This window comes from Aeromonas sp. ZOR0001, from assembly GCF_000801015.1.
Taxonomy (GTDB): Bacteria; Pseudomonadota; Gammaproteobacteria; order Enterobacterales; family Aeromonadaceae; genus Aeromonas; species Aeromonas veronii.
Window position 1 is genome coordinate 1 of the sequence record NZ_JRJY01000017.1, and the last position, 14,942, is coordinate 14,942.

The following is a 14,942-nucleotide window of genomic DNA, read 5'->3' on the forward strand; positions in this document are numbered from 1 at the left end:
TGTGAAGAGACAAAAAAAGCCGCCGGATTGCTCCGGCGGCTTTCTATTTTCTGCGAGTTGCCGTCCTGTGGCGGTGTCAGCTCTTCTGGATATCCAGCCGGATGGCGCCGACCGGTTTGCAGCAGCAGGGGAGACACTCCCCTTGGGCGACAAATGCCAGCGGCACATTGGGGTAGTGCACCTTGCCAGCCATCAGCGGAGTGCGGCAAGCGCCGCAATAGCCGCTGCGACACTGGAACTCCACATGATGACCATGGCGCTCTAGGGTCTCCAACACGCTTTCGCCGGGATGGGCGTGCAACACGGCACCATCCCGGGTATGTACCCGTGGTGCCACGACCGCTTGCTGTTCGGCAGGCGCGTGCGGGGCAGGGGTCAGCGTGTTGGTGGCGTCACTCACAGCTCGAAATCACCCAGGTCGTCGGCATTGACTTCGCTGTCGATCTGACCGACCAGATAGGAGCTGACCTCTACCTCTTGCGGGGCGACCTGCACGTTGTCGGATGACAGCCAGGTGTTGATCCAGGGGATCGGGTTCTGCTTGGTGCCGGCAAAGGCTGGCTGCAGGCCGACCGCGCTCATGCGCAGGTTGGTGATGTACTCCACATACTGGCAGAGGATGTCCTTGTTCAGGCCGATCATGGAGCCGTCCTGGAACAGGTACTCGGCCCACTCTTTCTCCTGAATGGCTGCTTCCTTGAAGATCTCGAAGCAGGCCTGTTCGCACTCGGCGGCGATCTCGGCCATCTCCGGGTCATCCTGGCCGGTGCGCATCAGGTTAAGCATGTGTTGGGTGCCGGTGAGGTGCAGCGCTTCGTCGCGGGCGATCATCTTGATGATCTTGGCGTTGCCTTCCATCAGTTCACGCTCGGCGAAGGCAAAGGAGCAGGCGAAGCTGACGTAGAAGCGGATTGCTTCCAGCGCGTTGACGCTCATCAGGCACAGATAGAGCTTCTTCTTGAGCTCACGCAAGGTGATGGTCACCTCGCGGCCAGCGACGGTGTGGGTCCCTTCACCATGCAGGTTGTAGAGGGCGGTCGCTTCGATCAGATCGTCGTAGAAGTGGCTGATGGAGCCGGCGCGCTTCAGGATCTGCTCATTGGTCACGATGTCGTCAAACACCTGGGCGGGGGTGTTGACGATATTGCGGATGATATGGGTGTAGGAGCGAGAGTGGATGGTCTCGGAGAAGGCCCAGGTCTCAATCCAGGTTTCCAACTCCGGAATGGAGACCAGCGGCAGTAGGGCCACGTTGGGGCTGCGGCCCTGAATGGAGTCCAGCAGGGTTTGGTACTTCAGGTTGGAGATGAAAATGTGCTGCTCGTGGGGCGGCAGGGCCTGATAGTCGATGCGATCACGGGAGACATCCACCTCTTCCGGGCGCCAGAAGAAGGAGAGCTGCTTCTCGATCAGCCGCTCGAACACTTCGTGCTTTTGTTGATCATAACGGGCTACGTTGACCGATTGGCCAAAAAACATCGGCTCTTTGAGCTGGTCGTTTTGGGTTTGGCAGAAAGTTGAATAGGCCATGGTTACCAGAATATGTGAATAGAGAAAACAGGAGAGCGGGAGCTTGTCGCTCCCGCCCGGTTATCAGTTCTTGCCGTGACTTAGATTTTGCAAGCCCCGCCAGCACAACCGTCATCTTGCAGGTCGGTCTGGGCATCGTCTGCACCATCACGGGTGTTGTGATAGTACAGGGTCTTGAGGCCGTATTTGTAGGCGGTCAGCAAGTCCTTGAGCAGCTGTTTCATCGGGACCTTGTTGCCTTCGAAACGGGCAGGGTCGTAGTTGGTGTTGGCGGAGATCGCCTGATCCACAAACTTCTGCATGATACCGACCAGCTGCAGGTAGCCGTCAACGCTCGGTTGCTTCCAGAGCAATTCGTATTGATCTTTCAGGCGATCATACTCGGGCACCACCTGTTTGAGAATGCCGTCTTTGGAGGCCTTGACCGACACCAGACCGCGTGGCGGCTCGATGCCGTTGGTGGCGTTGGAGATCTGGCTGGAGGTCTCGCTCGGCATCAGGGCGGTCAGGGTGGAGTTACGCAAGCCCACGGACTTGATATCGGAACGCAGACTTTCCCAATCCAGATGCAGCGGCTCGTTACACAGCGCATCCAGATCCTTCTTGTAGGTGTCGATGGGCAGGATGCCCTGGGCATAAGTGGTCTCGCCAAACAGCGGGCAGGGGCCGAACTCGCGGGCCAACTGCACGGAGGCTTTCAGCAGGTAGTACTGAATGGCCTCGAAGGTACGGTGGGTCAGGGCCAGACCGGAGCCGTCAGAGTAGCGGGCACCGTTTTTGGCCAGGTAGTAGGCGTAGTTGATGACGCCGATCCCCAGGGTGCGACGACCCATGCTGCCCTTCTTGGCGGCGGCAATCGGGTAGTCCTGATAGTCGAGCAGGGCGTCGAGGGCACGCACGGCCAGATCGGCCATCTCTTCCAGATCTTCCAGCTTCTCGATGGCACCGAGGTTGAAGGCGGAGAGGGTGCACAGGGCGATTTCGCCACTCTCGTCGTCGATGTTGTTGAGCGGCTTGGTCGGCAGCGCAATCTCGAGGCAGAGGTTGGACTGGCGTACCGGCGCCACACTCGGGTCGAATGGGCTGTGGGTGTTGCAGTGATCGACGTTCTGAATGTAGATGCGACCGGTACCGGCACGCTCCTGCATCATCAGGGAGAAGAGGTCTACCGCTTTCAGGGTCTTCTTGCGAATGGCCGGATCCTGCTCGTACTTGACGTAGAGCTCTTCGAACTTGTCCTGATCGGCAAAGAAGGCATCGTACAGACCCGGCGCATCAGACGGGGAGAACAGAGTGATGTCACCGCCCTTGATGAGGCGCTGGTACATCAGCTTGTTGATCTGCACGCCGTAGTCCATGTGACGAACACGGTTCTCTTCCACGCCGCGGTTGTTCTTCAGTACCAGCAGGCTTTCCACTTCGGTGTGCCACAGCGGGTAGAACAGGGTGGCCGCACCGCCGCGCACGCCGCCCTGGGAGCAGCACTTCACGGCAGTCTGGAAGTATTTGTAGAAAGGAATGCAACCGGTGTGGAACGCTTCGCCGCCACGGATAGGGCTGCCCAGGCCGCGGATGCGACCGGCGTTGATGCCGATACCGGCGCGCTGGGAAACGTAACGCACGATGGAGCTGGCGGTGGCGTTGATGGAGTCCAGGCTGTCGTCGCATTCGATCAGTACGCAGGAGCTGAACTGACGGGTCGGGGTGCGCACGCCGCTCATGATCGGGGTCGGCAGGGAGATCTTGAAGGTCGAGACTGCATCATAGAAGCGCTTGATGTAGTCCAGACGGGTATCTTTCGGATACTTGGAGAAGAGGCAGGCCGCAACCAGCATATAGAGGAACTGCGGGCTCTCGTAGATCTCGCCGGTAACGCGGTTCTGGACCAGATATTTGCCTTCCAGCTGTTTGACTGCCGCGTAGGAGAAATCCATGTCGCGCCAGTGATCCAGATGGGTGTTCAGCTCTTCGAATTCGGCCTGGCTGTAGTCTTCCAGCAGGTGCTTGTCGTACTTGCCCATGTCCACCAGACGAGCCACGTGCTGGTAGAGGTGGGGCGGTTCGAACTGGCCGTAGGCCTTCTTGCGCAGGTGGAAGATGGCCAGACGGGCGGCCATGTACTGGTAGTCCGGGGTCTGCTCGGAGATGAGGTCAGCCGTCGCCTTGATGATGGTTTCGTGAATGTCGGCGGTACGGATACCGTCATAGAACTGGATGTGGGATTTGAGCTCTACCTGGGAGACCGACACGTTGTCGAGCCCTTCGGCGGCCCAGTCCAGCACGCGGTGAATTTTATCCAGATCGATGGGTTCTTTGTGTCCGTTACGCTTCGTCACAAACAAGTTCATTGGCTGATGACCTTCAGTTGATTCCCGAAAAACCATCGCACAATGGTGCCACCCTGGCCCCGACGGTGTGCGGGAGTTGGGTAGAGATTGTGCGATGAATCACAAGATGTAGTGTTATTTTAAGTTCGAGCTACAAGATAGTGAGGTCAGCCCGCCATTGCAATGTGTGGATAAGTGACGAGCTGTGGATAAATTGTGAGTCTTGCCCCATCAGTTAGTGACCGCTCACAGTGAGCGGGTTTTCATTCGTCCGCTCCGCTAAATGCAAGTCTCCCGATCGAAGATGGAAAATTTAAATAACTTTTTTTGCTTGCGAAACGGGGGGCTTTTTACTAGCAAACGGCGGCTGATTATCCCTTATGCAACAAGGGTCAAAAGCTGTCCAGTTGTCGCAGCCGCGGGCTCAGCGTGGCAAGGGCTTTGCATCAGATGACGGTGGTTTGTGGCTGCTTTGTGACGGCTGTGAGCTTGTCAAATGGGTATCCAACAGGCAGAAAGCTGCCTTTATTATCCATGAATAGAGGCGTGATGGTGGCGCAGGACGCAGGAGCGTAAAGTAAGAGATGCAAGGGGCGAAGAGTCTCTTCGCCCCGTTATCGCATATCAGCCGGTAAGGCTGCGCGTTACGCCTTGGCCGTCAACTCATAGCGCAGCCAGTGGTGCAGGGCTTGCACGGTATCAAAGTGCAGATCGGCGCCCCACTGGGCGGGATCTTCCTCATCATTGAGATAGCCCCAGCCAGCGACCGCGGTGCGCATGCCGGCGTTGCGGCCCGCTTCGATATCCCGCACATGATCCCCCACATAGAGGCAGTGAGCTGCTTCGACCCCCAGCTTCTCACAAGCAAAGAACATGGGGGCGGGGTCGGGCTTGCGTACCGGCAGGGTGTCGGCACTGACAGTGACGCCGCAACTGGCGAGCTGTGGCAGGGCTGCCAGCAGCGGCTCGGTGAGAAAGCCCGGCTTGTTGGTGACGATGCCCCAGGGGAGCTGTTTCTCGTCGAGCCACTCGATTAGATCCACCATTCCCTCATAGGGGCGGGTACCGACGCAGAGATTGGCCGCGTAGTAGTCGAGTAGGGCATTGCGCAGGCGCGTGGCCCCCAGCTCTTCGAGCAGTTCATCGCCGAGGCCCGCTTTCAGCAGCCCGAGCGCTCCGTGGGAGGTGGTCTGACGAATGATGTCGTCAGAGAGCGGCGCAAAGCCTTCGCTGATCAGTACATGGTTGACGGCGGCCCCCAGATCCGGGGCGGTGTCGAGCAGGGTGCCGTCCAGATCGAACAGCACACCGCGCAGGGGCAGAGGGTGAGAGGCACTCATCAACCGTGCTCCGGGCGGACAAACTCCACCATATAGTTGACGTCGACATTCTTGCCGAGCTTGAACTGGTTGGTGAGGGGGGCGTAGTGGACGCCGCTCATGTCCCGCACCAGCAGGCCAGCTGCTTCCCCCATGCGACACAGTTCGGCCGGGGTGATGAATTTTTTGTGATCGTGGGTACCCTTGGGCACCATCTTCATCAGGTATTCGGCCCCGATGATCATCATCAGATAGGATTTGGGGTTGCGGTTGATGGTGGAGACGAACACCCGGCCGCCCGGGCGCACTAAGGTGGCGATGGCGCGCAGCACGGAGGCGGGGTCCGGCACATGCTCCAGCATCTCCATGCAGGTGACCACATCATACTGGCCCGGTACTTCGGCGGCATGGGCTTCGGCAGTGATCTGGCGGTACTCGAGCTCGACACCCTGCTCAAGGGCGTGCAGGCGGGCGACGCCGAGGGGTTCCTTGCCCATGTCGATGCCGGTGACCCTGGCGCCACGGCGGGCCATGCTCTCGGAGAGGATGCCACCACCGCAGCCGATATCGAGAATGCGCTTGCCAAACAGACCGCCACTTTTGTCGGTGATCCAGTCAAGGCGTACCGGATTGATTTGATGCAGGGGTTTGAATTCACCTTCCATGTCCCACCAGCGGGAGGCGATGGCTTCAAACTTGGCGATTTCTGTCAGATCGACATTGGCATCACTGTTCATTTTTCGAAGATCCTGTGGCAGGGCGCCCGCTTCTGAGTCATGGGCGCAATCTATTGTCCTGGCGGGCATTATAACGGACGGACTTTGTCACACCAGCCCGATCTGATACCCGATTTGTGGCTTAAGGTATTTGGCTCAGTGTGTTACCATGTCACGCTGTTTAAGCCAAAGAACAACTAATTAGGGATAAGGCTTTCTATGAGCGATCTGGCCAGAGAGATCACGCCGGTCAACATCGAAGAAGAGCTCAAGAGTTCCTATCTTGATTACGCCATGAGCGTGATCGTAGGACGAGCTCTGCCGGATGTGCGTGATGGCTTGAAACCGGTTCACCGCCGCGTTCTGTTTGCTATGAACGAGTTGGGGAACGACTGGAACAAGCCCTATAAAAAATCGGCCCGTGTGGTCGGTGACGTAATCGGTAAATATCACCCGCACGGCGATATCGCTGTGTATGACACCATTGTCCGGATGGCGCAGGATTTCTCCATGCGTTACATGCTGGTCGATGGTCAGGGCAACTTCGGTTCAGTCGACGGCGACAGCGCCGCGGCCATGCGTTACACCGAAGTGCGGATGGCCCGCATCTCCCACGAGCTGCTGGCTGATCTGGACAAAGAGACCGTGGACTGGGTGCCGAACTATGACGGCACCGAGATGATCCCGGCTGTCATGCCTACCAAGGTTCCCAACCTGCTGGTCAACGGCTCCTCCGGTATCGCGGTGGGCATGGCGACCAACATTCCGCCTCACAACCTCACCGAGATTGTCAATGGCTGCCTGGCGCTGATCGAAAACGGTGACCTCACCATTGACGAGCTGATGACCTACATCACCGGCCCGGATTTCCCCACCGGCGGCATTATCAACGGTCGTTCCGGCATCGTGCAGGCGTACCGTACCGGTCGTGGCTCCATCTATGTGCGGGCCAAAGCTGAAGTGGAAGTGGACGAGAAGACCAGTCGCGAGACCATCATCGTTCACGAGATCCCCTATCAGGTGAACAAGGCTCGACTGATCGAGAAGATCGCCGAGCTGGTCAAAGAGAAGAAGATCGAGGGCATCAGTGCCCTGCGCGATGAGTCTGACAAAGACGGCATGCGCATCGTTATCGAGATCAAGCGCGGTGAGTCCGGCGAGATTGTGCTGAACAATCTCTACAAGCACACCCAGATGCAGACCACATTCGGCATCAACATGGTGGCGCTCGATAACAACCAGCCCAAGGTGATGAACCTTAAAGAGATCCTGGATGCGTTCCTGCTGCACCGCCGTGAAGTGGTGACTCGCCGGACCGTGTTCGAATTGCGCAAGGCGCGGGATCGGGCGCACATTTTGGAAGGTCTGGCGGTTGCGCTGGCCAACATCGATCCCATCATCGAGCTGATCCGCCACAGCGCGACCCCGGCCGACGCGAAAGCGGGGCTGGTTGCCAAGGGCTGGGAACTCGGCAACGTGGCCGCCATGCTGGAAAAAGCGGGCGACGACGCGGCACGGCCAGAGTGGCTGGAGCCCGAGTTCGGTATCCGTGAAGGTCAATACTTCCTGACCGAACAGCAAGCCCAGGCCATCCTTGACCTGCGTCTGCACAAGCTGACCGGCCTCGAGCACGAGAAGATCCTGGAAGAGTACCAATCTCTGCTGGATCTGATCGCCGAGCTGCTGCACATCCTGGCGAGCCCGGCTCGTCTGATGGAAGTGATCCGCGATGAACTGCTGGCTGTGCGCGAGCAGTATGGCGACGAGCGTCGCACCGAGATCAGCATGTCCAGTGCCGAGATCAACATCGAAGATCTGATCACCCCGGAAGATGTGGTGGTTACCCTGTCTCACCAGGGCTATGTGAAGTATCAGCCGCTCTCCGACTACGAGGCCCAGCGCCGCGGCGGTCGTGGCAAGTCGGCCACCCGGATCAAGGAAGAGGACTTTGTGGAGCGTCTGCTGGTGGCCAACACCCACGACACCATTCTGTGCTTCTCCACCCGTGGCAAGGTCTACTGGCTCAAGGTTTACCAGCTGCCGGAAGCGTCCCGTGGCGCCCGTGGTCGTCCGATCATCAACCTGCTGCCGCTGGAAGAGGGTGAGCGTATCACCGCTATCTTGCCGGTGAAGGAATATGACGCCGAGAAGTATGTGTTCTTCGCCACCGCCAACGGTACCGTGAAGAAGACCAGCCTCTCCGACTTCAGCCGTCCGCTCTCCTCCGGTATTCGTGCCATCAACCTCAAAGAGGGTGATGAGCTGATCGGGGTGGATATCACCGATGGCAGCAACGAGATCATGCTCTTCTCCGACGCGGGCAAAGTCGTTCGCTTCGCGGAAGGCAGCGGTCGCACTGATGCCGATGTCAGCGATGACGTTGAAACCGACGACGATGCCGGCAACGACGATGATGGCAGCGACAACGGCGAAGGCACCGAAAGCAAGGGTACCTTCAAGGGTGTGCGTCCCATGGGTCGTACCGCAGCCGGTGTCCGTGGCATCAAGCTGGGCGCCGGTGACAAGGTGGTTTCCCTCATCGTTCCGCGCGGCGAAGGTGCCATCCTCACCGCCACCGAGAACGGTTACGGCAAGCGGACTGCGTTGGCCGAATACCCGACCAAGAGCCGTGGTACCCAGGGCGTTATCTCCATCAAGGTGGATGAGCGTAATGGCAAGGTGATCGATGCGATCCAGGTCGAAGATACCGACCAGATCATGCTGATCACCAACGGCGGTACTCTGGTGCGTACCCGTGTTGCCGAGGTGAGCGTCATTGGCCGTAACACCGGCGGTGTCCGTCTGATCCGTACCGGTGAAGACGAGACCGTAGTCGGTCTGCAGCGCATCGCCGAGAGCGACGAAGACGAGAACGACGCGCTGGCCGTTGACGGTGAGGTATCTGAAGGTACCGATACCGCGACCGGCACTGATGCGGTCGATGCTGGGGAAGCGGGCGACGAGTAATCGTCACCGGTTACCCGAGCAACGTCTCTGAGCAAAAAGAGCGACCCTGGTGGTCGCTCTTTTTATTTGTCTGCTTTTTATGACTCTCCGCTGATCTTATGGCTGGATCACTCCTGCAACCACATTCTGGCGCTGCGGGCGGGAATGGTGACCCGTACCCACTGGCTCTGCACGTTGACCACGGCGCCTTGGTCGAGCACGTCACGATAGTTGCGATACCAGTTCATCTCGAATTTGGCGGTATCGAGCCAATACTCCTGCTCATAGTCGCACTTGTTGATGCCGACCAGCCCCTGTTTGCCCCGTTTGAACAGCACGAAGCAGTCACCGCTGCCGATCAACTGCATGGGTTGACCCTGCACCGCATTGTGGAAGCGGATCATCCCCTTGAGATCGGCGCGCTGGTAGTAATCCTGCCAGCGCAGTCCATCCTTGGCCTGGGTCTCGCCGTGATCCGAATAGACCAGCGGCGAGCCACCATCGCGGCCGAGCAGGTAGGTATAGGCCAGCTTCTCATCAGTCTGGCTTAAGATCTGATAGCGGAAGCCGTCGTTGGTGGGAATGTCGTGGGTCACGGCAAAGGTGACGGCGCGACTGCCCGGTAGTGCCTGACCGTAGGCGCCAGGATCCGCCAGCAGGTTCATGCTGCCGCCATACCCCAGCGCGCCACGCAGGGAGGCAAAGAGCGGAAAGTCATAGGCTCCCTGACCGCTACTGTCGAGGTAGGGTTTGAGAAAGCGCTCGTAATCGGTGCTGCCTGCGCCCCCAGTGGTGATCACCTCGCCAAACACGTGCATCCCCTGTTTGATTTCGGGGGTGAACACGGCATTGATCTGGTAATCGCTCATGTGTTTGACCGCATCGACCCGGAAACCCTTGATCCCCATCCCCTTGAGCGCCTTGAGATAGGCCTGTTGCTGGATCACTACCCAGTTGTTGGGATCCAGATCCGGCAGCCCCTTGTCACCGGCACTGCCACAGAGTCGCCAATACTGGACATGACCCGGATCGCTCCAGTCGCTGATGCACCCTTCCGGATGAAAATCCTGACCGGAGAGGAAGTTTTGCCCCAGATCGCCAAACAGTTTCTGGCGCTCGAAATAGGCCGGGTTGCTGGCGTAGCTTTGCAACAGCTCGTTGCCGGGATAGTTGAGGTCTTGGCGTTTCCAGCTTTCGTTGGCCATGTGGTTGAGCACCACATCGGCATAGACGGCGATGCCACGTGCCTTCATGGCGGCGATCAGCTGCTCGAGATCCTGCTTGTTGCCAAGAGGGGAGTCGACAAGGCGCAGATCCTGCGGCTGGTAACGGGCCCACCATTCGTTGCCTGATGACTTGAGAGGCGGCGAGATGAGTACCTGTTTGTAACCGGCCGACTTGATAAGGTCGGCTTTGGCGGTCACTTCACTGTACTTCCAGTTGAAGGCGTGCAGTATGACGTCGGCGTGCGCCAAGGGGGCGATCAGCATGCCTGCGATCGCCCATATTCCCGCTGTGTGTTTCATTATTGTGTCCCTGTTTTTATAGATGCCTGAATGGGCAACCCAGCTTTGGCGGGAACAGAATGTGCTGCAATCCACAACCTGCAGATTTGTGACCGCTTTCAGGATGATTTCGCCGATTATGTGAGCTATTTCGGCTTTTCCTTGTCACGGCCAGTTGCCTTTTTACAAGTGATTTTTTTGTCATTTCCCTGTCATTCCCAGCCGCTATCCTGCCGGGCGAGTGGTGCGTTGTTGCCATCACCTTCACCGTCGGGAGCTGCATATGACCAGTTGGATCACGTGGGAAATTTGGTGGAGCCGGGTATGGGGCGAGTCAGAGGTGCCGCAGTATGAAGAGGATGAGCACGAAGTGGCCCATGAACCCTCGCGGCTGCCGGTTGAAATGGTGCAACAGGGTCGGGATCAGCGCGCAGGCTAAGGCGTTAGCACGGTCTTTACCGGGTAGCGCTTTCTTGTCGCGACATGGCTACTTCGTTGGCCAATTTGGAAAATTGGGAAAGCGGGGTTTCCACAGGATGTGTCGCGACAGGCTTTCCTCTCAACCTCTTGGCAGGCAAGGGTTGTGCATCTGATGTATGCAGGGCGTAAAAGGGGGGATTAGAAGAGCGACAGCTGCTCCCCGGGGCGGATAAACCCATCAAGCCTGAGCTGAATATGGCGTTTGCCCAGATCAAGGCGCTTGCTGATAAGGCGAAAGCGCTGGGCCAGCAGATCGGCAAAGTGCCCCTCACCGCGCATGCGGGTACCGAAGGCGGTACTGTTGAGCCCGCCATCGCGGCTGGCTCGCAACTGATTCAAAATAGCCTCCTTCTGGCCCGGATAGTGGGTATCGAGCCAGTCATCAAATAGCGGCGCCAGCTCGTGGGGCAGGCGCAGCAGGATGTAATCGGCGCAACTGGCGCCAGCCTCAGCAGCCGATTTGATGATCTGCTCCAGCTCCGGTTCATTGAGCCGCGGGATCATGGGGGCGGCCAGTACCCCCACCTGCACGCCAGCGTTGGCCAGCTTCTCGATCACTTTCAAGCGGCCTGCACCCGTGCTGGCGCGGGGCTCCAGCTGTCGGCGCAGGGTTTCGTTCAAGGTCGTCACCGACACCATCACCTGACACAGTCCCTCTCTGGCCAGCTCGGTCAACAGATCGAGGTCGCGCAAGATCATGGCGCTCTTGGTAATTAGCCCGACCGGATGGCGGTGGGCCAGCATCACTTCCAGCAACTGCCGGGTGAGGCGATAGCGCTGCTCGATGGGTTGATAGGGGTCGGTATTGGCGCCAATGAAGATGGTCTGTGGCTGATAGGCTGGTTTGGCAAACTCCCGGCGCAGCAGGTCGGCTGCATTGCGTTTGGCAAACAGCTTGCTCTCGAAATCGAGGCCGGGGGAGAGCTCCAGATAGGCATGGCTGGGTCTGGCATAGCAGTAGATGCAGCCGTGTTCGCACCCCTGATAGGGGTTGATGGAGCGACCAAAGGGGACATCCGGCGAGCTGTTGTAGCTGATGATGCTGCGTGCATCGATCTCCCGCACCTCGGTGCCAGGCACAGAAGGAGTGAAAGCTGCATCCCAATCGGACGATTGCCAGCCATCATCGACCGCTTCGACAAGGGGACCGCTAAAACGGTGATCGATATTGTGGGGGCTGCCTCGTCCTGCCATGGTGCGCACCAATACTGTTTATACATACAGTTATTTTGCAGGTGCCCCGGATAAATGACAACTACTGCTGAGCGACCGGGTGCAAAAAGGGTTGTTGCAGGGATCTCTTGCTTGATTGCGGCGCTACATTTCGTTTACATAGATGAAATGAGAACTGGATCACGGAAATCATCATGAGTCCCACCACTTCCCGTTGGCCATTTATCTGTCTGCTTGCCCTCGTTATCTGGCGTCTGCTTCCGCTCTCTACCGAGCAGGAGATGGCTGCTGCCAACCGTGCCTGGCGTACCGGTCACTTCGATGAGGCGACCCGGATCTGGTTGCCACTGGCGGCGCAGGGGCAACCCCGGGCGCAAGCCTTGATGGGCTGGAGCCATGAGGTGGGGCAGGGGAGCGAGCAGGATATCCATCAGGCCATCAGCTTCTATCTGCAGTCGGCGCAGGCAGGGGATCCCTTCGGCCAATACCGGCTGGCAGAGCTCTATCTGCGCGGTGTCGGGGTCGAGCGAGATCTGCGCCAAGCCTTTCAGTGGATGGATCAGGCAGCCCGTAACGGTGACGTCCCGGCCATGCTGAAAGTCGGCGTCCTTCATCTGATGGGGGTCAGCGGCAGGGTCGATTTGCCTCAGGCGAAACAGTGGCTCTATCAGGCAGCACAAAAGGGCAACAAGCTGGCGCTTCAGGTGCTGCAAGAGCTGGCGCTGGCAGAAGAGGGGAGCAGTGACTTTGACTTCAACTGGCAATCCCTGCTTGGCGAATAGTCGGCAGGCGACTCATTTGACTGTAGAAAATATCTGCAAATCCGATACAGCACGCCCGACTTCTGGTAGCATGGGGCCGTTTTGGCTTGGTTTGTCACGTTAGACATGTGGTTTACGTGTCAGGCCGTCTTCGCAAAGTGCTGTGGAGAACCAAAACATCACCTTTTTGAATCTCTTTTCCATCCCGCATGTGACCTTTGGTAGGGGTCACCACTGTATAAGGAAACACATAATGCCAATCATTACTCTGCCTGACGGCAGCCAACGTCAATTTGCCCACTCTGTTTCCGTCATGGATGTGGCTGCGGACATCGGTCCCGGTCTCGCCAAGGCGTGCATTGCCGGTCGGGTAAACGGTGAACTGGTGGATGCGTGCGAGCTGATCGAAGCCGATGCTGCGCTGGCTATCATCACCGCCAAAGACGAAGAAGGTCTGGACATCCTGCGCCACTCCTGCGCCCACTTGCTGGGTCATGCTATCAAGCAACTTTGGCCCCAGACCAAGATGGCCATCGGTCCTGTCATCGACAACGGCTTCTACTATGACGTTGATCTTGACCGTACCCTGACCGATGAAGATCTGGCTGCCCTGGAAGAGCGCATGCTGGCGCTGGTAGCCAAGGATTACGACGTCATCAAGAAGAAAGTCTCCTGGCAAGAAGCGCGCAATGTATTCGAGGCGCGCGGCGAGTCTTACAAAGTCGAAATCCTGGATCAGAACATTGCCCGTGATGACCAGCCAGGTCTCTATCATCACGAAGAGTACATCGACATGTGTCGCGGCCCGCACGTGCCCAACATGCGTCACTGCCACCACTTCAAGTTGCTGAAGATGTCCGGCGCCTACTGGCGTGGCGACTCCAACAATAAGATGCTGCAGCGTATCTACGGTACCGCCTGGGCTGACAAGAAGCAGCTCAAGGCCTATCTGCAGCGCCTAGAGGAGGCAGCCAAGCGCGACCACCGCAAGATTGGCAAGCAGCTCGACCTGTATCACATGCAGGAAGAAGCACCCGGTATGGTGTTCTGGCACAACGATGGCTGGACCATCTTCCGTGAGCTGGAAACCTTTATCCGCGGCAAGCTCAAAGAGTACGACTATCAGGAAGTGAAAGGTCCGTTCATGATGGACCGCGTTCTGTGGGAGCGTTCAGGTCACTGGGAGAAATACGCCCAGGCCATGTTCACTACCCAGTCCGAAAACCGCGAGTACGCCATCAAGCCGATGAACTGCCCGGGTCACGTCCAGATCTTCAACCAGGGTCTGAAGTCCTACCGCGATCTGCCGCTGCGTATGGCCGAGTTTGGTTCCTGCCACCGCAACGAGCCGTCCGGTTCCCTTCACGGTCTGATGCGGGTGCGCGGCTTCACTCAGGATGACGCTCACATCTTCTGTACCGAAGAGCAGATCATGGAAGAGGTCTCCGGCTGTATTCGTATGGTCTATGACGTCTACGGTACCTTTGGCTTCGAGAACATCGTGGTCAAGCTCTCCACTCGTCCCGAGCAGCGTATCGGCTCCGACGAGATGTGGGATCGCGCCGAGAAAGCACTGGCCGAAGCGCTGGAACTCAACGGTCTGAAGTACGATCTGCAGCCGGGTGAAGGGGCGTTCTACGGTCCCAAAATTGAATTTACCCTGCACGATTGCCTTGATCGTGCGTGGCAATGTGGTACCGTGCAGCTCGACTTTGCCCTGCCTGGTCGTCTGGGTGCCACTTATGTGGGCGAAAACAACGATCGCCATGTACCTGTGATGATCCACCGGGCCATCTTGGGTTCTATCGAGCGCTTCATCGGTATTCTGACTGAAGAGTACGCCGGTCTGTTCCCGACCTGGTTGGCACCGACTCAGGCTGTGGTCATGAATATCACGGACAATCAGGCCGATTATGCGGTGAAAGTAGCCAAAGCATTGAATGATGCGGGCCTTCGCGCAAAAGCGGACTTGAGAAATGAGAAGATTGGCTTTAAAATCCGCGAGCATACTTTGAAGCGAGTACCTTTCATGCTGGTCTGCGGCGATAAAGAAGTTGAAGCCGGTAAGATTGCAGTACGGACTCGTAAAGGGGCTGACCTGGGCACTTATCCTGTTGAAGAGTTCATCGCTCTGTTGACCCAGGAAGTTCAGACCCGCGGACAAAAGAAAGTGGAGGAATAAGCT

At 57.9% G+C, this 14,942-nt stretch carries 11 protein-coding genes; 4 read left to right on the plus strand and 7 right to left on the minus strand.

Translation table 11 applies throughout. The features are described from left to right. Positions 1 to 76: 76 nt before the first annotated feature. The 5 genes from yfaE to ubiG form a co-directional block, all read right to left on the minus strand. Positions 77 to 400, minus strand: coding sequence for a class I ribonucleotide reductase maintenance protein YfaE (yfaE, locus tag L972_RS02130; RefSeq protein ID WP_005360644.1), 324 nt, complete (start codon positions 398 to 400; stop codon positions 77 to 79). Further along, positions 397 to 1,530 (minus strand): class Ia ribonucleoside-diphosphate reductase subunit beta, encoded by a 1,134-nt coding sequence (gene nrdB, locus L972_RS02135; protein WP_005336708.1) that lies wholly within the window; start codon positions 1,528 to 1,530, stop codon positions 397 to 399. Before nrdB ends, yfaE begins: the two co-directional genes overlap by 4 nt. Positions 1,531 to 1,610: 80 nt before the next feature. Next, positions 1,611 to 3,878 (minus strand): class 1a ribonucleoside-diphosphate reductase subunit alpha, encoded by a 2,268-nt coding sequence (nrdA, locus tag L972_RS02140; protein ID WP_047434953.1) that lies wholly within the window; start codon positions 3,876 to 3,878, stop codon positions 1,611 to 1,613. A gap of 623 nt (positions 3,879 to 4,501) precedes the next feature. Beyond that, positions 4,502 to 5,197, minus strand: coding sequence for an HAD family hydrolase (locus L972_RS02145; protein WP_047434956.1), 696 nt, complete (start codon positions 5,195 to 5,197; stop codon positions 4,502 to 4,504). Further along, on the minus strand, positions 5,197 to 5,913 hold the full coding sequence (ubiG, locus tag L972_RS02150) for a bifunctional 2-polyprenyl-6-hydroxyphenol methylase/3-demethylubiquinol 3-O-methyltransferase UbiG (RefSeq protein WP_042053701.1): 717 nt from the start codon (positions 5,911 to 5,913) through the stop codon (positions 5,197 to 5,199). The genes L972_RS02145 and ubiG overlap by 1 nt, the downstream gene beginning before the upstream one ends. 198 nt (positions 5,914 to 6,111) lie before the next feature. On the opposite strand from ubiG, the gene gyrA reads away from it, so the two are divergent. Beyond that, the gene (gyrA, locus tag L972_RS02155; protein WP_047434960.1) at positions 6,112 to 8,859 is read left to right on the plus strand and encodes a DNA topoisomerase (ATP-hydrolyzing) subunit A; all 2,748 of its coding nucleotides are present in this window, start codon (positions 6,112 to 6,114) and stop codon (positions 8,857 to 8,859) included. A 107-nt stretch (positions 8,860 to 8,966) separates the two neighbouring features. Here the strand turns inward: gyrA and L972_RS02160 are convergent, their stop codons facing one another. Next, the gene (locus L972_RS02160; RefSeq protein WP_047434963.1) at positions 8,967 to 10,364 is read right to left on the minus strand and encodes an alpha-amylase family protein; all 1,398 of its coding nucleotides are present in this window, start codon (positions 10,362 to 10,364) and stop codon (positions 8,967 to 8,969) included. A 262-nt stretch (positions 10,365 to 10,626) separates the two neighbouring features. On the opposite strand from L972_RS02160, the gene L972_RS21605 reads away from it, so the two are divergent. Further along, positions 10,627 to 10,782, plus strand: coding sequence for a hypothetical protein (locus tag L972_RS21605; protein WP_005336695.1), 156 nt, complete (start codon positions 10,627 to 10,629; stop codon positions 10,780 to 10,782). A 179-nt stretch (positions 10,783 to 10,961) separates the two neighbouring features. On the opposite strand, the gene L972_RS02165 is transcribed toward L972_RS21605, so the two are convergent. Beyond that, positions 10,962 to 12,017 carry a PA0069 family radical SAM protein gene (locus tag L972_RS02165; RefSeq protein ID WP_047434966.1) on the minus strand — a complete coding sequence of 352 codons (1,056 nt, stop codon included), beginning with the start codon at positions 12,015 to 12,017 and terminating at the stop codon, positions 10,962 to 10,964. Positions 12,018 to 12,190: 173 nt separating this feature from the next. Here L972_RS02165 and L972_RS02170 point away from each other — a divergent pair, with 173 nt between their 5' ends. Continuing rightward, a complete protein-coding gene (locus tag L972_RS02170) occupies positions 12,191 to 12,778 on the plus strand; it encodes a tetratricopeptide repeat protein (protein WP_047434969.1) in 588 nt (195 codons plus the stop codon). Between the two features lie 232 nt (positions 12,779 to 13,010). After that, positions 13,011 to 14,939 (plus strand): threonine--tRNA ligase, encoded by a 1,929-nt coding sequence (gene thrS, locus L972_RS02175; RefSeq protein ID WP_047434972.1) that lies wholly within the window; start codon positions 13,011 to 13,013, stop codon positions 14,937 to 14,939. Positions 14,940 to 14,942 lie beyond the last annotated feature (3 nt).

Excerpts from the sequence above, each read along its gene's own strand:
- nrdB (WP_005336708.1), bottom strand. The coding sequence starts at position 1,530 with ATGGCCTATTCAACTTTCTGCCAAACCCAAAACGACCAGCTCAAAGAG.
- L972_RS21605 (WP_005336695.1), top strand. The coding sequence starts at position 10,627 with ATGACCAGTTGGATCACGTGGGAAATTTGGTGGAGCCGGGTATGGGGC.
- gyrA (WP_047434960.1), top strand. The coding sequence starts at position 6,112 with ATGAGCGATCTGGCCAGAGAGATCACGCCGGTCAACATCGAAGAAGAG.
- L972_RS02165 (WP_047434966.1), bottom strand. The coding sequence starts at position 12,017 with ATGGCAGGACGAGGCAGCCCCCACAATATCGATCACCGTTTTAGCGGT.
- L972_RS02170 (WP_047434969.1), top strand. The coding sequence starts at position 12,191 with ATGAGTCCCACCACTTCCCGTTGGCCATTTATCTGTCTGCTTGCCCTC.
- L972_RS02145 (WP_047434956.1), bottom strand. The coding sequence starts at position 5,197 with ATGAGTGCCTCTCACCCTCTGCCCCTGCGCGGTGTGCTGTTCGATCTG.
- nrdA (WP_047434953.1), bottom strand. The coding sequence starts at position 3,878 with ATGAACTTGTTTGTGACGAAGCGTAACGGACACAAAGAACCCATCGAT.
- L972_RS02160 (WP_047434963.1), bottom strand. The coding sequence starts at position 10,364 with ATGAAACACACAGCGGGAATATGGGCGATCGCAGGCATGCTGATCGCC.
- ubiG (WP_042053701.1), bottom strand. The coding sequence starts at position 5,913 with ATGAACAGTGATGCCAATGTCGATCTGACAGAAATCGCCAAGTTTGAA.
- thrS (WP_047434972.1), top strand. The coding sequence starts at position 13,011 with ATGCCAATCATTACTCTGCCTGACGGCAGCCAACGTCAATTTGCCCAC.